Annotated in this window: 23 protein-coding genes; all 23 read left to right on the top strand. The window is 37.0% G+C overall.

Annotation, left to right across the window (positions count from 1 at the left end; translation table 11 throughout):
* Positions 1-75 precede the first annotated feature (75 nt).
* A complete protein-coding gene (locus TX86_RS18060) occupies positions 76-1,479 on the top strand; it encodes an FAD-binding oxidoreductase (protein ID WP_042351041.1) in 1,404 nt (467 codons plus the stop codon).
* A complete protein-coding gene (locus TX86_RS18055; protein ID WP_081707743.1) occupies positions 1,479-2,816 on the top strand; it encodes a (Fe-S)-binding protein in 1,338 nt (445 codons plus the stop codon). The genes TX86_RS18060 and TX86_RS18055 overlap by 1 nt, the downstream gene beginning before the upstream one ends.
* A 230-nt stretch (positions 2,817-3,046) precedes the next feature.
* On the top strand, positions 3,047-4,234 hold the full coding sequence (locus TX86_RS18050; RefSeq protein ID WP_195892923.1) for a CaiB/BaiF CoA transferase family protein: 1,188 nt from the start codon (positions 3,047-3,049) through the stop codon (positions 4,232-4,234).
* A gap of 223 nt (positions 4,235-4,457) precedes the next feature.
* The gene (locus TX86_RS18045) at positions 4,458-5,216 is read left to right on the top strand and encodes an IclR family transcriptional regulator (protein ID WP_042351038.1); all 759 of its coding nucleotides are present in this window, start codon (positions 4,458-4,460) and stop codon (positions 5,214-5,216) included.
* A 37-nt stretch (positions 5,217-5,253) separates the two neighbouring features.
* Complete coding sequence (locus TX86_RS18040) at positions 5,254-6,069, top strand: enoyl-CoA hydratase/isomerase family protein (RefSeq protein WP_042351037.1); 816 nt, start codon at positions 5,254-5,256, stop codon at positions 6,067-6,069.
* A gap of 38 nt (positions 6,070-6,107) precedes the next feature.
* Complete coding sequence (locus TX86_RS18035; RefSeq protein WP_195892926.1) at positions 6,108-7,256, top strand: acyl-CoA dehydrogenase family protein; 1,149 nt, start codon at positions 6,108-6,110, stop codon at positions 7,254-7,256.
* Positions 7,253-8,326: an acyl-CoA dehydrogenase family protein gene (locus TX86_RS18030; protein ID WP_042351036.1), complete on the top strand. Its 1,074-nt coding sequence runs from the start codon at positions 7,253-7,255 to the stop codon at positions 8,324-8,326. The genes TX86_RS18035 and TX86_RS18030 overlap by 4 nt, the downstream gene beginning before the upstream one ends.
* Positions 8,327-8,462: 136 nt before the next feature.
* Positions 8,463-9,245 (top strand): SDR family NAD(P)-dependent oxidoreductase, encoded by a 783-nt coding sequence (locus tag TX86_RS18025; RefSeq protein ID WP_042351034.1) that lies wholly within the window; start codon positions 8,463-8,465, stop codon positions 9,243-9,245.
* A 296-nt stretch (positions 9,246-9,541) separates the two neighbouring features.
* Positions 9,542-10,648 (top strand): ParM/StbA family protein, encoded by a 1,107-nt coding sequence (locus TX86_RS18020; RefSeq protein WP_042351032.1) that lies wholly within the window; start codon positions 9,542-9,544, stop codon positions 10,646-10,648.
* A gap of 57 nt (positions 10,649-10,705) precedes the next feature.
* Positions 10,706-11,083 carry a hypothetical protein gene (locus TX86_RS18015; protein ID WP_042351031.1) on the top strand — a complete coding sequence of 126 codons (378 nt, stop codon included), beginning with the start codon at positions 10,706-10,708 and terminating at the stop codon, positions 11,081-11,083.
* 443 nt (positions 11,084-11,526) lie between these two features.
* On the top strand, positions 11,527-11,973 hold the full coding sequence (locus TX86_RS18010) for a low molecular weight protein arginine phosphatase (protein ID WP_042351030.1): 447 nt from the start codon (positions 11,527-11,529) through the stop codon (positions 11,971-11,973).
* 85 nt (positions 11,974-12,058) lie between these two features.
* The gene (locus tag TX86_RS18005; protein ID WP_042351028.1) at positions 12,059-13,348 is read left to right on the top strand and encodes a methyl-accepting chemotaxis protein; all 1,290 of its coding nucleotides are present in this window, start codon (positions 12,059-12,061) and stop codon (positions 13,346-13,348) included.
* A gap of 104 nt (positions 13,349-13,452) precedes the next feature.
* Positions 13,453-13,905, top strand: a complete 453-nt coding sequence (rpiB, locus tag TX86_RS18000; protein WP_042351026.1) for a ribose 5-phosphate isomerase B — start codon at positions 13,453-13,455, stop codon at positions 13,903-13,905.
* Positions 13,906-13,925: 20 nt separating this feature from the next.
* Positions 13,926-14,501: a TIGR01440 family protein gene (locus TX86_RS17995; RefSeq protein WP_042351025.1), complete on the top strand. Its 576-nt coding sequence runs from the start codon at positions 13,926-13,928 to the stop codon at positions 14,499-14,501.
* Positions 14,502-14,771: 270 nt separating this feature from the next.
* Complete coding sequence (gene glyA / locus TX86_RS17990; RefSeq protein WP_042351024.1) at positions 14,772-16,013, top strand: serine hydroxymethyltransferase; 1,242 nt, start codon at positions 14,772-14,774, stop codon at positions 16,011-16,013.
* 259 nt (positions 16,014-16,272) lie between these two features.
* Positions 16,273-16,902 (top strand): uracil phosphoribosyltransferase, encoded by a 630-nt coding sequence (upp, locus tag TX86_RS17985; RefSeq protein WP_042351023.1) that lies wholly within the window; start codon positions 16,273-16,275, stop codon positions 16,900-16,902.
* Between the two features lie 15 nt (positions 16,903-16,917).
* Positions 16,918-18,072, top strand: coding sequence for a non-hydrolyzing UDP-N-acetylglucosamine 2-epimerase (gene wecB / locus TX86_RS17980; protein ID WP_042351022.1), 1,155 nt, complete (start codon positions 16,918-16,920; stop codon positions 18,070-18,072).
* A gap of 131 nt (positions 18,073-18,203) precedes the next feature.
* Entirely contained in the window at positions 18,204-20,420 is a 2,217-nt protein-coding gene (locus tag TX86_RS27540; RefSeq protein ID WP_042351020.1) for a S8 family serine peptidase, read from the top strand.
* 462 nt (positions 20,421-20,882) lie between these two features.
* Positions 20,883-21,269: an ATP synthase subunit I gene (locus TX86_RS17970; RefSeq protein ID WP_042351018.1), complete on the top strand. Its 387-nt coding sequence runs from the start codon at positions 20,883-20,885 to the stop codon at positions 21,267-21,269.
* A gap of 6 nt (positions 21,270-21,275) precedes the next feature.
* Entirely contained in the window at positions 21,276-21,992 is a 717-nt protein-coding gene (atpB, locus tag TX86_RS17965) for a F0F1 ATP synthase subunit A (RefSeq protein ID WP_042351017.1), read from the top strand.
* Between the two features lie 63 nt (positions 21,993-22,055).
* Positions 22,056-22,277 carry a F0F1 ATP synthase subunit C gene (gene atpE, locus TX86_RS17960; protein ID WP_042351016.1) on the top strand — a complete coding sequence of 74 codons (222 nt, stop codon included), beginning with the start codon at positions 22,056-22,058 and terminating at the stop codon, positions 22,275-22,277.
* Between the two features lie 158 nt (positions 22,278-22,435).
* Positions 22,436-22,954 carry a F0F1 ATP synthase subunit B gene (gene atpF, locus TX86_RS17955; protein ID WP_042351015.1) on the top strand — a complete coding sequence of 173 codons (519 nt, stop codon included), beginning with the start codon at positions 22,436-22,438 and terminating at the stop codon, positions 22,952-22,954.
* Positions 22,951-23,487, top strand: coding sequence for a F0F1 ATP synthase subunit delta (locus TX86_RS17950; protein ID WP_042351014.1), 537 nt, complete (start codon positions 22,951-22,953; stop codon positions 23,485-23,487). Before atpF ends, TX86_RS17950 begins: the two co-directional genes overlap by 4 nt.
* The last annotated feature ends 21 nt before the right edge of the window (positions 23,488-23,508 follow it).

Genomic DNA, 23,508 nt, shown 5'->3' with positions numbered 1-23,508 from the left:
CCTAAGTGTATTATTACCATTATATCAACGCGTGAACTAGTAGGCTATTAAGTGATTTGGAAGGAAGTGACCAAGATGGAACAAGAAATAATTATGAAAATCGAAAATATCGTCTCGAAGGAACGAGTTTTTCTTGATCTATCTGAGAGATATTCGTACAGCTATGATGCATCATTTGGACAGTATTTGCCTGATGTTGTCGTCCAGCCGAATAACGTGAAAGAAATTAGCGAATTGGTGAAGTTAGCCAATGAATATCGCATTCCTGTATATCCTCGTGGAGCCGGAACATCACTTAGTGGTGGTCCACTTCCTGTAAAAGGTGGCATGGTATTAGACTTATCACAGATGAATCATAAACTTATTATTGATAAGGAAAACATGCTAGCAATTGTATCACCAGGAGTTATTACAGGAATGATACATAAAAAAGCAGAAGAAGTAGGCCTATTTTATCCGCCTGATCCTAGTAGCTCTAATGTGGCAACCATTGGTGGGAATTTATTAGAGAATTCAAGTGGTCCTAAAGGGTTGAAGTATGGAACAACAAAAGAGTATGTCATCGGACTAGAAGTTGTTACACCAACCGGTGATATTATCAGAACGGGTGGCAAAACAGTTAAAAATGTGACGGGCTATGACTTAACGAGACTTATCGTTGGATCAGAAGGAACATTAGGCATTGTTACAGAAGCTATTTTACGTTTAATTCCAAAGCCAATAGCTCGAAAAACATTATTAGCTCATTTTGATAAATTAGTAGATTCAGGTCATGCTATTACGAATATTTTATCGTCAGGTATTTTACCAAGTGCCATTGAGTTAATGGATAACGCTTGTATTCGAGCTGTAGAAAACTTTAGACCTTCTGGACTTCCAATTCATGCTGAAGCCTTACTTATTATTGAAGTAGATGGGCACCCATCGGCAATAGCAGAAGAAATCAAAAAATGTGAAAGTCTTTGTAAACAAGTGGGTGCATCTCTTGTTACTGTAGCTACTAATGAAGAAGAACGTGAGAAGATTTGGTATGCGAGAAAGATGGTATCGCCAGCAATTACGCAAATGGGACCAACGAAAATCTCTGAAGATGCGACTGTTCCGCGCAGTCAAATCCCAGCTATGATGGAACGCTTGAATCAAATTCGAGAGAAGTATGAATTAAATTTAGTGGTGTTTGGTCATGCGGGGGACGGCAACTTACATCCAAATATTATTACCGATAAACGAAATTTAGAGGAAATGAAGAGGGTAGAAGACGCAGTTAGTGAAATTTTCACTACGGCTGTTGAACTGGGAGGTACACTTTCTGGTGAACATGGAATTGGCACTTTGAAGTCTGCGTATATGGAGATGGAACTCGGTGAAGCAGGCGTCTTAATGATGAAAAAAATTAAAGAAGCTTGGGATCCACATGATATTTTGAACCCTGGAAAAATCTTTCCGATACCAGGTCAAACAAAGGTGGTGCTAACATAATGGCTAAATTAGCTGAGCCGGCATGTAAGCATCCGAATGAATCGATTCAAAAGCTTTTAAATGAAACGTACGAATGGACAAATCAATGCGTGCAATGTGGATATTGCTTACCAGCTTGTCCGACCTATGCATCAATGGGAAAAGAATCTGCATCCCCTCGTGGAAGAATTAATCTTGTAAAGATGGCAACAGAAGGAAAGATTGATGTAGTCGAACATTTAGCGAATCCCATTGATTTATGTTTAGGCTGTCGTGCATGTGAAGTGGCGTGTCCAGTTGGTGTTCCATACGGGCATATGCTAGAAGTAGCAAAGGAAGCTATTGCAGAAGCTCAAACAAATGAGAAAAGAGCAGATACTAATCTGCTGAAGAAAACCGCACTGAATCACTTATTTCCTTATCCAAAACGAATGAGAGCCATTGGAAATATGGTTTGGATGTATCAAAAAACAGGTTTGAATAAACTAGTGCAAAAGACAAAAGTGATGCAGAAGATTTCTGAACCATTAGCACAAATGGAAAAGATTTTACCAGCTGTTGAATCTCCTAAACGAAGAACACCTAGAGGGAGTGTCTTTCCTGCTAAAGGAGTAAAAAAAGCACGAGTGGCGCTATTTGTAGGTTGCATTATGGATGCCGTTATGACGAAAACGAATCGTTTAACGATTGAGCTGTTAACATCTGTCGGTTGTGAAGTGGTTATTCCAGAGGCGCAAAATTGCTGTGGTGCATTACATGCCCATCAAGGAGAAACTAATCAAGCTAGAGAACTTGCAAAAGCAAATATTCGTGCGTTTCAAGCAAGTGAAGCGGATTATTATGTGAATAATGCGGGAGGTTGTGGAGCGGCACTTAGTGAGTACAATCATTTATTGAAACAGGATGAAGAATGGAATAAACGGGCACAACAGTTTACTGAAAAATCAAAAGACATAAGTCAGCTACTCTATCAATATGGTCCACTTCCATTTCAAACTAACTGGAACGGTGTTGTTGTCTACCAGGACTCCTGTCATTTGCGAAACGTTCAGAAGGTGAGTAAAGAACCTCGATTATTGCTACAATCTATACCAGGTGCAACATATGTAGAGCTTGAAGGTGCAGATAGTTGCTGTGCTTCAGGTGGTATTTATAATCTCTTGCATTTCGATGAATCAATGAAAATACTTGATCAGAAAATGGAGCAAGTGAGTAAAACAAAAGCAACTACGGTTGTAACGGCAAACCCTGGTTGCCACCTACAAATGAGCTTAGGCATTGAAAGACAAGGAAGCTCCGAGCAAATTAGAAGTTTACATCTTGTGGATGTATTGGCTGAAGCTTGTGGAATTAAATAATGGTAAGTGAAGAAGTTTTTTATAACACCCTTTGAATGTTGATAGAGTATCAATATTCAAAGGGTGTTTGCTATTTTTAAGGAAAAACGTCGAAAAATATTTGAGGTATTATTTGTAATTTATGTTAAAATATTGATTATCGAGATAGTGTACCAACTAGCGGTATATTAGCTCATAAAAATAAAAGTGAAATGGAGCTGTTCTGAAAAAGATAAATGGAGGGATTAAGTTTGAATGTACCATTAACGGATATTAAGGTTTTAGATTTGTCGCGTATTTATGCTGCACCATTTGGTTCTATGATTTTAGGAGATTTAGGCGCTGATGTCATTCGAATCGAATCGCCAGAAGGTACGGATAGTATGCGCGATTGGGCTCCGTTTGTTGATAATGAAAGTACGTACTATTTTACGGCTAATCGTAATAAACGATCTGTAACGCTTGATTTAAAGACAAATGAGGGAAAAGAAATTTTTTTGAAACTTGTCGAAAAAGCAGATGTTGTGCTTGAGAACTTTAAAACAGGTACGCTAGATCGCTTTGGAATAGGCTACAAAGATTTAGAGAAAGTAAACCCTGCTATTATTCTTTGCTCTGTTACTGGATATGGTCAAACAGGTCCTTATCGGGAAGAGCCTGGTTTTGATCCAGTTATTCAAGCAATTGGTGGTTTAATGGATATAACAGGCAAGCGAGATGATGAACCGACAAGAGTGGGAGTACCTGTTGTTGATATGTTTAGCTCGCTGTATGTGGCCGTTAGTATCTTAGCCGCAATTAGGCAACGTGATCAAGGTGGGGAAGGGCAGCATATCGATATTTCATTATTGGATGTGCAAATGAGTTCACTTGCGAATATTGCAAGTATCTATTTAATGAGAAATGAAGTAACAACAAGAATTGGTAATCAGCATAATAGTGTTGTTCCTTATCAAGTATTTCAGTGCAGTGACCGACCGATGATGATTGCGGTAGGTAACGATGCACAGTTTTTCAAGCTATGTGATTTACTTCATCATCCAGAATGGAAGAGTGATGAACGATATCAAACTAATGGCGCTAGAGTTGCTAATCGAGAGGATATGACTGAGAAAATTCAGGAAATCTTTATTACAAAGAGCGCGGATGAATGGTTTGAACTCCTTTCATCATACGGTATTCCTTCAGGACCGGTGAATAATGTAGAACAAGCATTTAATCATCCACAAGTACAAGCAAGAGAAATGGTTCAAGAGATTTCTCATCCTACTTTGGGAAAAGTAAGATTGGTTCGGAATCCAATACGCTTTTCAAAGACACCACTTACCATTCATAAACATCCACCGCTGTTAGGTGAACATACAGATATATTTCTTCAAGAAGAATTAGGCTTAAGTTTGCAAGATATTGAAAGATTACGATCAGAGGGTGTTATTTAACACGGATATCTTACACATAACGATAGCGACTAACCTCATCTATTAATTACTCAACTAAATTAGAAACAACCTACATAAATGTTGATATACGTATAAAACATGACTCATAGGCAATGGGTATTTGTGTGAATTGACTTTGTTAATAGGACACCTCTTTGAATTATGAAATTTCATTCGGAAATAAATGCTATATTACTATTTTTAATTTGGAGTAGGTGTAAAGATGTCAAAAGAAGATTCTATGCAAACCATTAGTCGTGCTATTACTATTCTAAAAGCATTTTCACGTGAAGACAAAGAACTGTCATTAGCTGATCTTCACCGGAAGTTAGGGTTATCTAAATCAAGTCTTCAAAGAATATTAAATACGCTCATGCAATATGGATTGATTGAAAAAAGTGAGGAAAGAAAGACATATCAGCTAGGAATGGAACTATACTTTCTTGGTAATCTAGTTGAAATGAATTCTAGTTTGTTATCCATTGCTAAACCGTATATGAGTCGGCTAAATAATATATTCAATGAAACAGTCTCATTAAGCATTATTGACCATAATCAAAGGAAATGTATTGGTTATGTAGCAAGTCATCATGAATTAAGAAGTCTCACCTATATTGGGCAGTATTCTCCACTATACGCTGGAGCTTCTGCTAAATGTTTGATGGCATTTCTTTCTGACGATGAGCTTGCTACATTGTTACAATCTATCGATTTGAAGCCCATTACACAAGAAACCATTATTGATAGGCAGTGCTTGCAACAAGAATTAAGGACCATTCGTCAGCAAGGGTACGCTATTAGTAACGGTGAACGTGTCATAGGGGCATTTTCCATTAGCGCTCCTATTATGGATCGTTTTCAACAAATATTAGCGACTGTTTCTTTAATGATTCCAACGGTTCGTATTAAAGAATCAGAAGTAGAAACATATATCCATCATGTGAAAGAAACAGCTGCAATGATTTCTCAACAATTGTCTTAACTTGTTACTGAAAAATATAGAAATAGGATGTGACGTAATGAAAGATTTATTGTTTGAAGTGAAAGATGGTATAGCAACGATTACTTTAAATCGTCCGGATGCCCGCAATGCGTTTAGTGTAGAAATGATTGAACTTTGGATTCAAGCGCTTGAAGAAGTAAGAGATAACGATGATATACGGGTACTAGTGGTTACTGGTAACGGGCGTGCGTTCTGTGCCGGTGGCGATATTAAATCGATGCAAAAAGGTTTAGGTTTTCTCGATTTAAATGGACGTGATGAAGATTTTTCGTCATCTGGATTAGCTCGAAAAAACAGCTTATGGAAGCATGTACAACGTATTCCATTATTAATGGATGAAATTGATAAACCTACAATTGCAGCAATTAATGGGGATGCCATTGGAGCAGGTTTAGACATGACGCTACAATGTGATTTGCGAATTGCATCAAGCCAAGCGCGGTTTGGAGAAGGATATGTCAAAGTAGGAATAGTGCCAGGTGATGGTGGTGGTTACTATTTACCGCGAATAATTGGTCTAGATAAAGCATTAGAAATGCTATGGACAGGGAGAATTATCGACGTAGAGGAAGCAAGCCAACTAGGCTTGATAACAAGATATGTTGCACATGAAGACTTAATGGAAGAAGTATATAAATTAGCTTCAACGTTTGCTGAAGGTCCACAACAAGCTCTTCGCTTAATTAAGCGTACTGTATACCAAGGGCAAAGAACGGACTTACGTACATCACTTGACTTGGTTTCTTCTTTCATGGGCTTGGTCACAGAGCATCCAGATTATGCAGAAGGTATGAATGCCATTATTGAGAAGCGCAAACCAAAATTTCAATAATTGATATGGTTACGAATAATCGGGGGTGAATGGTTTTGATGAAAGGTTTGGAATTGAATTCAGTGCAATTATCGGAACAAGCAGAGCAATTAAGACAGGAAGTGCGATTGTTTTTACAGAAGGAATTGGAAGAGGGCAACTTTGAGCCACACTGTGATTCTTGGTTAAGCAAGGCAGATCCTGAGTTCAGTCGGAAGTTAGGTGAGAAAGGATGGCTAGGGATGACTTGGCCTAAGCAATATGGCGGTTCTGAACGTTCAGCATTAGAGCGCTATGTTGTTACGGAAGAATTATTAGCATTTGGAGCGCCTGTTGCCGCACATTGGTTTGCGGATCGTCAATCAGGTCCATTATTACTAAAGTATGGTACGGAAGAGCAAAGGAAAAAGATTCTACCTGGCATTGTGCGCGGTGAAATTTACTTTGCAATAGGTTTAAGTGAACCGAATACAGGTTCAGATTTAGCATCTATTTCTACTACTGCAAAGAAAGTGGACGGTGGCTGGCTACTGAATGGTAGCAAAGTATGGACGAGTGGCGCCCATTATTCACATTATATGGTGACGCTGTGCCGTACAGCTGCAAAAACGGATAAAAAGCATGATGGTTTAAGTCAATTATTAGTGGATTTATCTGCGGATGGTGTAACAATTCGCCCAATTCGATTAATGACAGGTGAACATCACTTCAATGAAGTGATTTTAGAAGATGTTTTCATTCCAGATGATATGGCAATCGGCAATATTGGTGATGGCTGGAAGCAAAGTATGGCAGAGTTAGCGTATGAGCGTAGTGGTCCAGAGCGCTTCTTAAGTACATTTCCATTGTTCACGGAGCTTATTCGAGTGTTGCAGCAGCGTCCTTCGAGTGAAACGGCGAATATCGCTATAGGTCAACTTGTGGCTCGATTAACGACATTGCGAGAAATGTCCTTAGGAGTAGCGGGCTTATTAGAACAAGGTGTTACTCCGGAAATAACGGCGGCATTAGTGAAAGATTTAGGTACACATTTTGAAAGTCAAATAGGTGAAGTTGCTCGTTTACTTGTATCTGCGGGAGATTCTGTTTCTTCTATTTATAAAAGCATGTTAGCTACAGCCATCTTGCATTCACCAGGGTATACTCTTCGCGGAGGAACGACAGAAATATTACGTGGCATTATTGCGAAGGGGGTTGGAATTCGATGAATGAAATTAGTGAAATCATTAAAGAGACAACCGAGAAAATCATGCAGGATTTATGTACGAAAGAAGTGTTAGAGCGCGCTGAAAGAGGTGTGTATCCAACGGAGCTATGGGCAACTTTGGTTGAAACAGGTTTGACTTCTATTGGTATCTCAGAAGAAAAGGGTGGTTCAGGAGGAAGTATTGCTGATGCATTGGCTGTTTTGCGGATTGCCGGAAAGTTCGCTGCGCCAATTCCTATTGCTGAAACATTGATGGCTAATTGGATTTTAGCGAAAGCAGGAATGACATTAGTAGAACAACCAGCCACAGTCGTTTTTAATCAGCATGGTATTCATTTTAATGAAACAGCACACGGCTGGACTGTAACGGGTACTGCCTATAATGTGCCATGGGCTACGTGTGCAGAATTACTAATAGTAATTGGTCAATGTGAGCAAAAGACGATACTTGCTGTTGTCGATGCGAAATCGTGCCAAATTGAATATGAAGAAAATCTTGCTGGAGAGCCAAGAAATACTGTCATCTTAGACTCTGTTGAGGTACTAAATAGTCGGGTAAGTGAATTAGAAGATTTTACAGAAGAGAAATGGATGTTTGAGGGAGCTCTTGTACGTGCCAACCAAATGACAGGAGCTCTTGAAAGAATGCTTGATTTAACGGTTCAGTATTCAACGGAGCGTATACAGTTTGGGCGTCCGATTGCTAGATTTCAAGCCATTCAACAACAAATTGCCGTTTTAGCTGGTGAGGTCATTGCAGCAAGTGCGATTACGGAGTTAGCAGTGAATGCTTTTGAAGCTGGTAAGAGTAAGCAACAAATTATGTCTGCCAAAATTAGAGTAGGTGAAGCGGCGAGTAAAGGCGTTCCAATCGCCCACCAAATACATGGAGCAATTGGATTTACAGATGAACATGCCTTACAGCATAGTACAAGAAGACTCTGGTCATGGCGAGATGAGTTTGGTAATGAAAGCTATTGGGCAAATCGTTTAGGCTCTACAGTTCTTGATGAGGGAGCGGATGGGCTATGGCCGCTAATAACATCGATGAATCGACAAATAGAAGCATGAACAAATAATGGAATATAGATGTATGAAACAAAGTCCTCTTCACTGTAGTGGGAAGGGGACTTTTCCATCTGGATTTTATTCGAATTTTCTGTTAATTTTATTCTTATATTGCATATAAAGTTGAGGAGGTTTTTATATGGATTTAGGTTTACAAGGAAAAGTTGCATTGATAACAGGTGCGAGTAAAGGAATTGGTTTGGAAACGGCTCTGCACTTAGTACGAGAAGGAGCAATGGTTGCTATTTGCGCAAGAAATGAAGATAATCTTCAACAAGCCGCAGCGATGATTAAAGACCAAACAGGTATTGAAGTCTTATACATAAAAGCCGATATAACAAAAGAAGAAGAGTGTAAAAAAGTAGTCAATCAAACCGCTGAGCATTATGGTCGCTTAGATATATTAATTAATAATGCAGGTACATCTTCTGCAAATCCATTTGAAACAGTTGAAACAGATCTTTGGCAACATGATTTAGATTTAAAAGTATTTGGAGCTATTCACTGTTCAAAGGCAGCATTGCCCTATATGAGAAGAGGGGGACAAGGTGCCATTGTAAACGTTACAGCGGCTATCGCTAAGACTCCAGCTGCATCATCACTACCGACTACTGTTAGTAGAGCAGCGGGAATGGCATTAACGAAAGCGATGAGTAAAGACCTTGGCAAAGATAACATCCGTGTGAATACAGTTTGTATTGGGTTAATTAGAAGTGATCAAATTGAAAATCTTTGGAAGAAACAAGCTCCAAATCTGACATTTGAACAATTTGGTAGTGATCCTATTCACGGAATACCTTTAGGTAGAATAGGGAGAACAGAAGAAGCTGCTAAGGTTATTACATTCCTTGTTTCAGAGGCAGCATCATATGTTACGGGAACAGCCATTAATATTGATGGTGGAAAATGTGGTACTTTATAGAAAATATGTTAAAATATAGATAGGTAATAATACTTAGTTACTAGATTAGAAGCCTATTTAGATGGACCAGTAACAAAAACACCTTTTGAAATCGCATTATGTATAGGGGTATAGCCAGTAAGAAAGCTGCTATTTTAATACATATACATCAAATGGATTTTGGGCATAACCCTTAATGGCTAGAACATTAAAAGCATTTTATTTTGCTATGTAATGTAAGTTTTTGCATGAGTTATTAACCTGTAAGGTTGCTAGAAACTTATTTATATACACAATTTTTAGGGGGAAATTCATTTATGTCAAATTCAGTCGATGCAATTTATCTAGGTTTAGAGGCATCTAATGGCTATTGTAAAGCTGCTTCTAATTTAACTTCAACTGTGGACTCGTATTTAAATACTTTAACGATTGTTGATAAAGACGTTTATAATGCGAATAAAGGTGATAATGGGGTAGCTAATGGTGTATATGAGGTCGTAACAGGGGTAAATCGTATACCTCAATATTTCAAGGTTGGTCAAAGTATTACGAATTTGGATGAGCAGGTGTATTTTTCAGATGATGATAAGTTAAAATATTCTGATCCAAATTGGATTATTGCGAATATGATTTTAATTTATCGTCAAATACAAGAACGAGAAGTAGGTGTTCCTATTTTTGTCGTTACTGGTCTTCCGACGAATCATAGTCAAGATGAGGATTTAAAGAATGAAATAATTGAAGCATTATCGCAACGCTTCTTAATAAATGGACGTAGTATTCAGCTTAGTGGCGTCTCTATTATCCCGCAGGGCGATGGCAGTTTTTATAATGATTTGATTGATAGCTCTACTGGTGAGTTTAATAAGGAATTTTTGAAGGTAACTGCACCTGAGGACGAGGATCAACAAAGCGTTATTTCGTACATCGATATTGGATTTGGGACGACGGATATTAAAACAGTCATTGATTATACAGTTTCATCTAAGTTTAAAAAAGAATTATCAGGCATGGAGAAACAATGGATTGATATCTTACAAAAAGCTACTAGTAAAAATTCAGAGTTTGCAGGTGTCGAGGTATTAGCTGTTGAGAAGCAGTTAAGAAAAGGCGGCGAATTAAAGTTTGATAGAGAGAAGGTTAATGTTTCACAAGAGTGGTCGGATACACTTCAGAAATTTGCAGCATCTATCGTTGGAGCATTAACAAAAGCACCATTTAAAGGGTTAACATTTAATCAAATTAGATTTGTAGGTGGGGGCTCTATTGTTCTAGAACCTATGATTAGAGAATTTTTAAATGAAAAATATAAAAAGAATACCGATCATCTTGAAAAGTTTGTGTTCGTGCCAAATCCTCAGTTCGCTAACTGTAATGGATTCCAAAAAATGTGTCAAAGAAAATATAGTAAAGTAAGAGTTTAACCATTTGAAGGAGTCCAATTAAGAGTCCTTCTTCGTAACATAGAAAGGGTGATTTTGATGGGAAGAGGTTCATCAGGAACTAAAAACCAACTAAATCAGAAGCGTAGATTCTATACTTTCACATTAAATACAGAAGACGCTAGCGATACTGAATTAATAGAATATTTAGAGAATAGGTCAACTACAGCAACGGTGAAAGAAGCTTTACGTCAGATGATGCATAAGCAGCAAAACTCCGTTACCTTTAATGAAGATATGCTCCAATTAATGGCGATGGTTATGTCTAATGCAACGAACAATGGAGAAAGTTTGACCACGTTATTAGAAAAAATGAATCAAACCAAAAATGATTCTAGATTTACTGAGGAAGAAGAGGAGAGAATTGATCGAGGCGTTAAGAAGGCAGAATCAGCACTATTTAATCTGAACTTTTGATGATTCTCTAATTTTACTTCATACCAAAGCTTGTACTTGCCATGCTTGGTCATAAGTCAAACCATTTTGGAGAGTTTCCAAGAATGGCATGTCTTTATGGCTGGTGCATGGCTTATTTTTTTAGTGTGAGAGATTAAGAATAGAATGTTTTCCTTCATATTTCAGTGTATGTACCGATATGTAACGTAGAAATATGTTTGATTGCTTTTAATGTTTTTTAACATTAATGAGAATGTAGTCACTTTTGATTGAATGATGATTTTACTCCAAATTTAGTAATGTTTGATGCGATTAACATTAAGACAACATCATTTTTTGTTGTTTTAGTAGCTATTCATTTTACTTATAGATATAGGTTGCTTTAACAATTGAAGAAAAAGCCTGTGAAGCTATATGTAGAATTTTGACATAGTGTCTTATACTAATAAAAAAGGAGGAATTTCATGAAAAAAGTACTTTTTGTTTGTACGGGAAATACATGTAGAAGTCCAATGGCAGAAGCTATATTAAAAAATAATGCACTCTCAGGAGTAGAAGTAAGATCAGCTGGGATATATGCAAGCGATGGACAACTTGCGTCGCAACATGCTAGAGATGTATTAGCTGAGCATCAAATTGTTCATCAACATTCCTCTAATTCTCTAACAATAGAGCATGTGGATTGGGCTACTCATATTTTAACAATGACAAATGCGCATGCTGTACATATTCAGCAAATGTATCCTCAATATAGTGATAAGGTCCATACATTAAAAGGTTTTGTTCAACAAGATGTGATATATGAGGACGTTATTGATCCATATGGTGGCTTGAAATCACATTATGAGGCAACATTTAAGGAGCTTAATGAGCTCATTGATCGATTAACGATTAAATTAAATGACGAGTAGAATCACACTTGTATTAGAGTGGGGATATAAATCTCCTAGTTAGATTACATTCGTAATAGAAAAATCATTTCTTAGGAGGTATAGCATGGAAGAGAAGAGAGTTTTTCGATTTGGGTTACGTAAGAAGCTAGTGTTACTTATCACAATTGTTGCACTCGTAACTTATTCAACTAGTGGAGTTTTTATTTATGTCTTATATCCTATGTTCTTTAGTGGATTTAATGAGGTATTATTTACAATAATCACTTTAGCGGCAGGGATTATTTGGTCTGGTATTATCGCTTTCTTTGCAGCTGGTTTTATTATTAAGCCTCTGCAACGATTAGAGCAGGTAGCTATTAATGCAGCTGAAGGGAACATTAAACATGATTTAGAAATTTCGAAATCAGACGATGAAATTCGTTCTTTAGGTATTACGTTTAATCACATGTTATCTAATTTGCGTCTTATGGTCCAAAGCATAGAAGAGAATTTTCAGGAAACAAATAATAAAGTGATTACCATTTCTCATGAATCATCTGTTGCTGCTGAGCAAGCGGATAATATAAGTGGAACTATAAATGAAATATCACTTGGTGCTGATAGTTCCGCTATTTCTATTCAAGAAAATGCGGAGTCGGTTGAAGAAATCATGACGATTGCGAAGGTTGTTCAAGAGAAGGCGCATTCTTCTGTCCAGGTTTCAAGAGAAATGGTAGATGAATTAGTACATAGTAAAGAAATTATTCATTCTCTTATTTCGGGTATTCAAAGATTAGCAAAAGAGAATAAAGAATCATTACTTTCTGTGAAAAGGTTAGAGGAGAATGCCAAGAGGGTTGAAGCTATTATTCAATTAGTAGGGGATATTGCGAAACAAACGAATCTATTGGCGCTCAATGCTTCTATTGAAGCAGCAAGAGCTGGAGAGCATGGTAAAGGTTTTGCGGTGGTTGCGGAAGAAGTTCGTCTTCTAGCTGATCAAAGTGCAGAAGCTGTGCAAGGAATTACTGAACTCATTCAAAATATTCAACATGAAGTTAAAGGTGTTGTGAAGCAAATACGAGAACAAGTCGATATTGCAAATGGTGAAGCAGATAAAGGTGTTACAACAAATGCAAGCATCGAGGAAATGACAAAGACGGTTCATAAGGTTGTAGAATCTGTAAATGACATTACAGAATTAGTAGAAAGACAAATGATTAGTGTAGAGAAAACAGCACTTAAGTCGCAGGAAGTTGCTGCTATAGCTGAGGAGACTTCAGCAGGAGCTGCTGAAGTAGCAGCTTCAACGCAAGAGCAAGTTATTGTTATAGATAATGTAGAGAAGTTAACGATTGACTTACAAGCACAAGCTGATAAGCTAAAGAAAACAATTACCCGTTTTCAAATGTAATTCATCTACATAAAATGAATGTCTAAGAAATGTGTAAATGTTGACTTGTTTCTTTAGTACTTACTAAAATTCAATACATTCAATGTCAAAAGGAGACGATCAAGATGAAAGTAGCTATCGCATCAGATCACGGTGGTATTAATATTCGTGAAGAAATTAAATCATTACTAGAGGAAATGGGCATTCAATACGAAGACTTTGGATGTGAGTGTTCGACGTCTGTAGATTATCCAGACTATGCACTTCCAGTAGCAGAGAAAGTAGCAAACGGTGAATTTGATAGAGGGATTCTAATTTGTGGTACTGGAATTGGTATGAGTATAGCTGCAAATAAAGTTAAAGGTATTCGCTGTGCACTTGTACACGATACATTTAGCGCGAAAGCTACTCGTGAGCATAATGATACCAATATGCTTGCTATGGGTGAACGTGTAATTGGACCAGGATTAGCAAGAGATATCGCGAAAATTTGGTTAACAACTGATTTTGAAGGTGGACGTCACGAAAATCGAGTAAATAAAATTACTCAATATGAAAATGCTAATCCATCGCTATAAGAATGGGAGGTTTTGTAGGGATGAAAGAGAAAATAGATGCAACAGATTTAGAATCAATTAAAGTACACTTGAAGCAGGCTCTTTCTGATTTACAAGCGCACTCGAATTTTGCCCGTTGTAAACAACTGGTGATTGGCTGCAGTACAAGCGAAGTAGTTGGGGAACATATTGGAACAGCTGGAACATTAGAAGTTGCCGAAGCTATATTCCAAACGACTTATCAGTTTGCAAAGGAGCACAATATTGCTATTGCTTATCAATGCTGTGAACATTTAAATCGAGCACTTGTTGTAGAGGCTTCTACGATGGAGCGATATGGTTATGAGGAAGTATCTGTTGTGCCAATTCGTTCTGCTGGAGGTGCACTTGCAACATTTGCTTATCAAAACTTAAATGACGCAGTTGTGGTGGAACATATTCGTGCCGAAGCTGGTATTGATATTGGTGATACTTTTATTGGCATGCATTTGAAGCATGTTGCTGTACCAGTTCGCTCAAAAACGAAAAGCATTGGACAAGCCCATGTCACAATGGCTGTTTCTCGTCCGAAACTAATTGGCGGAGTGCGAGCGAATTATGGTGATATTGATAGATGATAAATGAAGATTTGTAATCAATGACATCTTTTTTCGAGACCTCTGGTTAATCAATGATTAATCAGAGGTTTTTAAAAAAACGAATAAAAAAATACATATAAATTAAAATGTTCGTAATTTAACTATTTTATTTTTATTTAGTTAGATAAAGTTTAGGTACTATTCATGAGAAGGCGAACGTGTTAAAATAAGGTTGAATTTTCTAAAAAGTTACGTGTAAATGCGATGTGTTTGCCAATACGGCGATGCAACAATACTAGGAGGATGGCAATGAAACATTTAATCGAACAAGACAAACAAGTATATGATGTGATTCAAGATGAATTAAAGCGTCAAAGAACAAAAATCGAGTTAATTGCTTCTGAAAACTTTGTAAGTGAAGCGGTTATGGAAGCTCAAGGTTCAGTTTTAACAAATAAATATGCGGAAGGTTATCCTGGAAAACGTTACTATGGTGGCTGTGAGCATGTGGATGTTGTAGAAGATTTAGCAAGAGATCGTGCGAAAGAAATTTTCGGAGCAGAATATGTTAACGTACAACCACATTCAGGTGCACAAGCTAATATGGCTGTATACTTTACAATTCTAGAGCCTGGCGACACGGTACTTGGAATGAATTTATCTCACGGTGGTCACTTAACGCATGGTAGCCACGTAAACTTCAGTGGAATTCTTTATAATTTCGTAGAATATGGTGTAGATGAAGTTACAAACCGTATTGATTATGATGATGTTCGTGCGAAAGCTTTAGAACATAAGCCAAAACTAATTGTTGCTGGGGCTAGTGCATACCCTCGTGCAATTGATTTTAAGAAGTTTAAAGAGATTGCTGATGAAGTAGGTGCACTATTCATGGTGGATATGGCACATATCGCCGGATTAGTTGCTACTGGCTTACATGAAAGCCCGGTTCCATACGCCGACTTTGTAACAACAACTACTCATAAAACATTGCGCGGACCTCGTGGTGGGATGATTCTTTGTAAAGAAGAATATGGAAAGAAAATCGATAAAACTGTATTCCCTGGGGTTCAAGGTGGACCATTGATGCATGTTATTGCAGGTAAAGCAGTAGCATTAGGAGAAGCATTACAAGATTCTTTCAAAGAGTATGCAGCTAATATTATTAAAAACGCTAAACGTCTTGCGGAAGGCTTAAAGAAAGAAGGTTTCCGCCTAGTATCTGATGGAACGGACAATCACTTAATTCTAGTAGACGTAAGTGGATTTAATCTTACTGGTAAAGTAGCGGAGCATGTACTAGATGAAATTGGTATAACAGTTAACAAAAATGCGATTCCATTCGATAAGGAAAAGCCATTTGTTACTAGTGGTATTCGTATCGGTACAGCAGCGGTAACATCTCGTGGCTTTGTTGAAGAAGATATGGACGAAATTGCTAGCCTAATTGGATTAGCACTAAAAAATCCTGAAGACGAAGCAAAATTAGCTGAAGCAAAACAACGTGTTGAAGCATTATCAGGAAAGTACGAGCTTTATCCATCACTTTAATAAAAATAAAAACTACTAAGCATAATTTTTGGCTTAGTAGTTTTTTTGTATGTGAAGAGGGAAAACTATAATGAAAAAACAAAACCTGTTCAATAAAAAACGATGAGTCAATCTGCTTTTTATCATATGATAAGTAATGAAGTTTTTCTAACATATGATTAAGATTATTGATACTTGCTATTTTTTTATGTAGAATTAACAGAAGTGTGTTTTTTTTAATACCTAAAATTACTTTCAAATAGAAAAGGAGAGTTCCTCCATGGCAAAAGTTTATGTATTCGATCACCCATTAATTCAACACAAGCTAACATATATTCGTGACAAATCAACAGGTACGAAAGAATTCCGCGAGCTTGTAGATGAAGTAGCAACACTTATGGCATTTGAAATCACTCGTGATATGCCACTTGAAGAAGTAGATGTAGAAACTCCAGTTGAAGTATCAAAATCTAAAATTTTATCTGGTAAGAAATTAGGTATCGTTCCAATTCTACGTGCTGGTATTGGTATGGTAGACGGTATTCTTAAGTTAATCCCAGCTGCAAAAGTTGGACACATCGGTCTTTACAGAGATCCAAAAACATTAATGCCAGTAGAATACTATGTGAAATTACCTAGCGATGTAGAAGAAAGAGATTTCATCGTAGTAGACCCAATGCTTGCAACAGGTGGTTCTGCTATCGAAGCAATTAACTCACTTAAAAAGCGTGGCGGTAAAAATATTAAATTTATGTGCTTAATTGCAGCTCCAGAAGGTGTAGAAGCATTACAAAAAGCACATGAAGATGTTGATATTTACATTGCAGCACTTGATGAAAAATTAAATGAAAAAGGCTATATTGTTCCTGGTTTAGGTGATGCGGGAGACCGTTTATTCGGAACAAAATAGGAAAAGGTGATATTGATGACCCAGCGAATTAAGGTAATGACAATCTTCGGGACGAGACCTGAAGCTATAAAAATGGCTCCATTAGTTTTAGAACTTCAAAAGCAATCTCAGCATTTTGAATCGATTGTAACCGTAACTGCTCAACACCGACAAATGCTGGATCAAGTTCTGGAGATTTTTGATATTAAACCTGATTATGATTTAAACATTATGAAAGACCGTCAAACATTAATTGATGTAACAACACGCGGTTTAGAAGGTTTAGATAAAGTCATGAAAGAAGTACAACCAGACATCGTACTTGTTCACGGAGATACAACGACAACATTTATTGCAGCTCTTGCTGCATTCTATAATAAGATTGTTGTTGGTCACGTTGAGGCAGGATTACGTACTTGGAATAAGTACTCTCCATACCCAGAAGAAATGAATCGTCAACTAACGGGTGTTATGGCAGATTTGCATTTTTCACCAACGCCTAAGTCAGCTGAAAATTTATTGAATGAAAATAAAGATAAAGAAACGATTTTTATTACGGGTAATACAGCGATTGATGCACTTGCTACTACAGTTAAGGAAGAGTACAGCCATCCTGTATTAGAGAAGCTTGGAAATGATCGTTTAATCTTATTAACAGCTCATCGTCGTGAGAATTTGGGACAACCTATGCGAAATATGTTCAGAGCCGTTAAACGTATTGTGGACGAGCATGATGATGTTCAAGTGATCTATCCTGTTCACTTAAATCCAGTTGTACGTGAAATTGCGGATGAAGTTCTAGGAAATGACCCAAGAATTCAATTGATTGAGCCATTAGATGTATATGACTTCCATAACTTTGCTTCAAGAGCTCACTTGATTCTTACTGATTCAGGTGGTGTACAAGAAGAAGCTCCTTCACTTGCTGTTCCAGTATTGGTTTTACGTGATACGACAGAACGCCCTGAAGGAATTGAAGCTGGTACATTGAAACTTGCTGGTACGGAAGAAGAAACAATCTATGGTATGGCTAAAGAGCTTTTAACTAATCAAGAAGCTTACGAAGCGATGGCACATGCTGCTAATCCATATGGTGATGGAAAAGCTTCAGAACGAATTGCAAAAGCAATCCGCTTCTATTTCAAGCAAACAAAAGAAGTGCCAAAGCCATATAATCCTTTAGAGAAATAAGATTAATTCATAATTGAAAGACACATCATAACCCGATGTGTCTTTTTTTTTGTTGTGGGAAAAGCATTATAGAGAAAAAATTTGCATACATCTTTTTCGTTTAGTCACAATAAAGAGAGGAGGAATTTGGCATGAAAAAAAATATTTTTCTTCTATTATTATTGTCTTTCTTTATAGCTGCATTTTCGAGCTCTGCTGAGGCTGATGTAAAAAGAGAAGAGGAGAGTATAAATAAAAACATAATAGCTATCGTTACGTCTGAGGATAAAGCATCTTTAAATGTTAAATTACAGTTCGCCCGACACTATCCTGGTATTACAATCAGAAAAATTTTTCGTTATGCACTTTATGGTTTCTCTATTGAAGGAAAGCGGAAAGATATAACAGCATTCAAACGCGCGATAGGTGAAGGTTATTTACATGAGGCAGTTTCCTACACAATGACGATTAATGAGAGTGTTCCTTTTATAGGAGGTCGAGCTATTCAAGGGCTATATGATAATCGAAATCAGAGAGTTACAGGGAAAGGTGTAAAGATAGGTGTTATTGATACAGGAATTGATTATACTCATCCAGATTTGAAACGTGTTTACAAAGGTGGTAGGGATTTGGTAGATGGTGACGATGACCCGATGGAAACGCTTTCCCCTTCTTTCTTTGCAACGTTACATGGAACTCATGTAGCAGGTATTATTAGCGCGAATGGAAAAATGCAAGGTGTTGCGCCTGGTGCTGAAATATATGCGTATCGGGCGTTAGGGCCTGGTGGTTCGGGAACATCAGAAGGAATTATTGCCGCTATTGAAGCAGCAATATCAGATCGAATGGATATTATTAACCTGTCATTAGGAAATACTATTAATGGGCCAGACTTACCCATTACATTAGCTTTAAATAAAGCAGTTGATTTAGGTATCACTGCTGTTGTTTCAAGTGGTAATTCGGGACCAAGTCCGTGGACCGTTGGCTCTCCCGGAACGTCAACAAAAGCTATATCAGTAGGAGCTTCTTATCCGCCTGTTAAGCAATCAACGCTACAAGTTGGTTTAGGGGTAAATCGTTTGAGAATTCCATTACAGCAAATTTACGGTGCCAAAGAATGGAGTTATTATTCTTCGAAGCAGATGATTGATGGCGGATATGGAAAGAAGGAAGAGTTGAATAATGCGAACGGGTATGTAGTTTTACTTAAACGGGGAAAGATAAGTTTGCAAAAAAAAATCAAAAATGCAGAAGATAAAGGAGCGGTAGGGGTCATTATTTATAATGATATTGATGGAGGCTTTATCGGGAGTGTGACGAAGAATGTTAATGTCCCAGCGGTGACAATCGAGAAAAAAGAAGGATTGCAGTTAAAAAAGCTTTTAAAAATAAATCCAAGAATGCTTGTGCAAACAGTTCTATTAAAGGAGCAGGACCATTTAGCAAGCTTTAGTTCTCGCGGTCCGGTAACAGTTAGTTGGGAAATCAAACCAGATGTGGTTGCACCAGGAGTAGCTATCGATTCTACTGTTCCAGGTGGATATATAGCCTTGCAGGGAACGAGCATGGCAGCTCCACATGTAGCTGGTGCTGCAGCTTTATTGAAACAAGCTCACCCTGAATGGAAGCCAGATCAAATCAAGTCGGCATTAATGTCTACTGCCAAGCTATTGACTAAGCCAGATGGTACATACTATAAAACGTATGAACAAGGAGCGGGGCGTATACAGATAGATCAAGCAGTTCAAGCAGATACATTTTTTTATCCGAATTCATTAACTTTTGGTTTGTTTAATCGTTATCGTGGTGAACATCAACATGTGAAAGAATTAGTTATTGAGAACAAAAGTAAATACTCTAAGCATTATTCTTTTATTATTCCGAAAGATGATGTAGGTTTATTATGGAAGGTGCCATTCTCATTTACACTTAAGTCAAATGAGAAAAGAAAAGTATATATTTCGTTATCTGTAAATGGTTCTAAATTAAAAAAAGGTGTTTATGAAGGATATTTTCTTGTGAAAGAGGGAACTAAAAGCCTACATATCCCGTATATATACTTGAATGAGGAACCAGAATATCCTCGAATTATGGGTTTTTATTTTAGTTCCGGTGATTTGCCTGACACGTACCGCTATGAAATGTATGTTCCGGATGGAGGAGATGAGCTAACAATTGCTCTATATGATTATGATACGTATCGATATGTAGGGTTGCTTGATCAAGCGAATCCGCTTCCTAAAGGTTTGATACAAAAAAGTTTTAAACGAACAGAGCTTCCGCCGGCGGGTCTCTATCATGCTATTCTCGTGGTTAAAAAAGGAAATAAGAGCGAAGAATATCATAAAATGATTGAAATAAACTAATTAATTGTATTTTTTTGCAAAAATGTGAACAACTGGTTAAAATGATTTTCCTTAAAGTAAATTCCGTTATACGTTCATTGACAACGCAAAGAGCCTATTGTATTATAACAAAGGATGTAAATTGATAGGGTTTTCTAAAAATTTAGTATAATTTATTTTACAACCTACTCATGTTGTTAAGGGTAGTAACTTTTTATGGGCTTAAACGCCTTTTTACTATGTACTTGGGAGAAAAATGTCTTATATTTGTCGATTTTTTGTAGATAATTTGTGATATTTTGTCGATACTTTCGACAAATTCTCATATAGAATGTTTGTATTCTACACTTTTGTAAAAAATTGATGTAATAGTAAATAGATTTACTATTTTAAATAATATAAACATGGTTTTGCAGTTTTCTAGGTATCATGTGAATGTATAATTGCGTTAAGTACATAAATAATTAGGAGATTAATTAAAAAATGCAAGAACTGCAGTTGTTAATGAAAGCCTCGCTGAAATATTTACTCTATATAATGGCTCTTTTCGTCCTAGGATGGGGTTTTACAGATTATAAAACTGTTTTTGCAGGTCTCATTCTTGGTATGGTTGTAGGATTATTTAATGTTTGGTTGCTAGCGAAAAGAACAATGAAAATTGGTCAAGCAGCAGTTGAGGGTAAGAAGGCTAAATCTGTTGGAAGTATTTCACGATATGCCTCTGCCATATTAGCTACAATGATTGCTTTAGAGTTTCCTGAGCATTTTAGCATCATTGGTACTGTATTGGGATTAGTGACAACTACGGTTGTCGTTATTATAGTTTTTATTATCCAAAAATATAATGTCAATAACGAGGAAGAGAGGTGAATACTCTTGGATCATGGTGCTCCTATTGTTAAAATTGCAGGATTGCAATTTAACTTAGCAAACAACTTGATGATTGTAGTAGCATGCGTAATAACTTTCCTTATTGCTTTCATTGCTACACGTAATTTACAACTCAAACCTACTGGTAAACAAAACTTTATCGAGTGGGTACTAGATTTCGTAAAAAATATCATTAACAGTGCAATGGATTGGAAGTCAGGTGCTCGCTTCTTAATGCTAGGTATGACTTTAATTATGTATATCTTCATTGCTAACATGCTAGGTCTACCATTTAGTGTTGTGTTAGGTCCTGAACATGAACTATGGTGGAAATCACCAACTGCTGATCCAGCGGTTACATTATCATTATCATTAATGATTTTGGCGTTAACACACTATTATGGTGTAAGAATGAAAGGGATGGGCAATTATGCTAGAAGCTATTTCCAACCAGTTGGCTTCTTATTCCCAATTAAAATTATTGAAGAATTTGCGAATACATTAACGTTAGGTCTGCGACTTTACGGTAATATTTTTGCGGGTGAAATTCTTCTAGGTTTATTAGCAGGTCTAGGTGCTGGTAGCGTCCTTGGATTTGCTGGTGCAGTCATTCCAATGATTGCTTGGCAAGGTTTCTCCATTTTCGTAGGTGGAGTTCAAGCGTTTATCTTTACAATGTTAACAATGGTTTACTTGGCTCACAAAGTGGCTGATGACCATTAATTATAAAATTCTTTACTTTATGTAAGAAAATAAACTTTAATTCATTTTAGGAGGATATTTAACATGACAGGTTTGGGTGTTATAGCAGCTGCATTAGCAATCGGTTTAGGTGCAGTAGGTGCAGGTATTGGTAACGGTTTACTAATCTCACGTACAATTGAAGGGATTGCTCGTCAACCAGAACTTAAAGGTACTTTACAAACTGTAATGTTCATCGGTGTTGGTTTAGTAGAGGTACTACCAATCATCGCTACAGTTATTGCGTTCATGGTTATCGGTAAATAATTTTCTTCAAGAAAAGGTAAAAATGGCGAAGATCATTACCATAGACCTTCGCCATTCCTTTATGTTTCATAACAATTAAGCGTATGTATTAAATATATGTAAGTTTTTCTTTTTAGGTTATCATTTTCGAATTACTCTTTGAAAGGAGTGAACCAATCGTGTTAACGAATAGTTTTGTGGTAGGATCTGGCGTTGGATTTAATGGTGGAGATATACTTGTTCAATTAGTATGTTTTATCATCTTGTTAGCATTACTAAGAAAGTTCGCGTGGGGCCCGCTTGTTAATATGATGAAACAACGTGAAGAACACGTTGCAAATGAAATCGATCAAGCAGAGAAAACTCGTGCTGAAGCGAAGAAATATCTTGAAGAGCAACGCGCTCTAGTAAAACAATCACGTGAAGAAGCACAAACTTTAATTGAAAATGCGAAGAAGCAAGGTGAAGCACAACGTGATGAAATCGTTGTTGCTGCACGTGCGGAAGCAGATCGTCTTAAAGAAAATGCAAAACGTGAGATTATTACTGAAAGAGAGAAAGCTGTTGCAGCATTACGCGAGCAAGTGGCATCATTATCAGTTCTTATTGCTTCTAAAGTAATTGAGAAAGAACTTACAGTAGCAGATCAAGACAAGTTAATCAATGAATATCTTCAAAAGGCAGGAGAAGAGCGATGAGCAATACTATTGTAGCAAAACGTTATGCAATGGCTCTTTTAGAAATTGCGAAAGAAAAGAATATTCTTGATCAACTAGCGGAAGAAGCTCGTACTGTGAAAGAAGTATTTACTTCAAATACAGAGATTACTGGCTTTTTGAAGCATCCAAAAGTTTCATCACAACAAAAAAAGCAGTTTATCGATGAAGTATTTTCAGGTGTTTCTCAGGAGATGAAAAATACACTTATGCTAATGATTGAGCGTCAACGTATCGAAGAAATTAAGCAGATGGCTGCTGATTTAGTAGATTCGATTAATGATGTTAAATCTGTAGCAGAAGCGGTAGTTTATACAACGAGACCACTGACAGATGCAGAACGTGAAGCAGTTTCAACTGTTTTTGCAGCGAAAATAGGAAAACAATCTTTAATAATAGATAATGTTGTTGATAGTGATTTAATCGGTGGAATTAAACTTCGCATCGGAAACCGTATTTTTGATGGAAGTGTAAGCGGTAAGCTTCAACGATTAGAACGTAAACTATTAGCTTAAACAATCGTAGATAGGGGTGAA

Source organism: Bacillus massiliigorillae (genome assembly GCF_000380245.2).
Classification (GTDB): Bacteria; Bacillota; Bacilli; order Bacillales; family DSM-1321; genus Bacillus_AD; species Bacillus_AD massiliigorillae.
Note: the sequence above shows the minus strand (reverse complement) of the source record. Positions and strands in the feature narration are given on the sequence as shown.

Bases quoted from the DNA above. Each gene is read 5' to 3' on its own strand.
- TX86_RS18060 (WP_042351041.1), top strand. From the start codon at position 76: ATGGAACAAGAAATAATTATGAAAATCGAAAATATCGTCTCGAAGGAA.
- TX86_RS18055 (WP_081707743.1), top strand. From the start codon at position 1,479: ATGGCTAAATTAGCTGAGCCGGCATGTAAGCATCCGAATGAATCGATT.
- TX86_RS18045 (WP_042351038.1), top strand. From the start codon at position 4,458: ATGTCAAAAGAAGATTCTATGCAAACCATTAGTCGTGCTATTACTATT.
- TX86_RS18040 (WP_042351037.1), top strand. From the start codon at position 5,254: ATGAAAGATTTATTGTTTGAAGTGAAAGATGGTATAGCAACGATTACT.
- TX86_RS18035 (WP_195892926.1), top strand. From the start codon at position 6,108: ATGAAAGGTTTGGAATTGAATTCAGTGCAATTATCGGAACAAGCAGAG.
- TX86_RS18030 (WP_042351036.1), top strand. From the start codon at position 7,253: ATGAATGAAATTAGTGAAATCATTAAAGAGACAACCGAGAAAATCATG.
- TX86_RS18025 (WP_042351034.1), top strand. From the start codon at position 8,463: ATGGATTTAGGTTTACAAGGAAAAGTTGCATTGATAACAGGTGCGAGT.
- TX86_RS18020 (WP_042351032.1), top strand. From the start codon at position 9,542: ATGTCAAATTCAGTCGATGCAATTTATCTAGGTTTAGAGGCATCTAAT.
- TX86_RS18015 (WP_042351031.1), top strand. From the start codon at position 10,706: ATGGGAAGAGGTTCATCAGGAACTAAAAACCAACTAAATCAGAAGCGT.
- TX86_RS18010 (WP_042351030.1), top strand. From the start codon at position 11,527: ATGAAAAAAGTACTTTTTGTTTGTACGGGAAATACATGTAGAAGTCCA.
- TX86_RS18005 (WP_042351028.1), top strand. From the start codon at position 12,059: ATGGAAGAGAAGAGAGTTTTTCGATTTGGGTTACGTAAGAAGCTAGTG.
- rpiB (WP_042351026.1), top strand. From the start codon at position 13,453: ATGAAAGTAGCTATCGCATCAGATCACGGTGGTATTAATATTCGTGAA.
- TX86_RS17995 (WP_042351025.1), top strand. From the start codon at position 13,926: ATGAAAGAGAAAATAGATGCAACAGATTTAGAATCAATTAAAGTACAC.
- glyA (WP_042351024.1), top strand. From the start codon at position 14,772: ATGAAACATTTAATCGAACAAGACAAACAAGTATATGATGTGATTCAA.
- upp (WP_042351023.1), top strand. From the start codon at position 16,273: ATGGCAAAAGTTTATGTATTCGATCACCCATTAATTCAACACAAGCTA.
- wecB (WP_042351022.1), top strand. From the start codon at position 16,918: ATGACCCAGCGAATTAAGGTAATGACAATCTTCGGGACGAGACCTGAA.
- TX86_RS27540 (WP_042351020.1), top strand. From the start codon at position 18,204: ATGAAAAAAAATATTTTTCTTCTATTATTATTGTCTTTCTTTATAGCT.
- TX86_RS17970 (WP_042351018.1), top strand. From the start codon at position 20,883: ATGCAAGAACTGCAGTTGTTAATGAAAGCCTCGCTGAAATATTTACTC.
- atpE (WP_042351016.1), top strand. From the start codon at position 22,056: ATGACAGGTTTGGGTGTTATAGCAGCTGCATTAGCAATCGGTTTAGGT.
- TX86_RS17950 (WP_042351014.1), top strand. From the start codon at position 22,951: ATGAGCAATACTATTGTAGCAAAACGTTATGCAATGGCTCTTTTAGAA.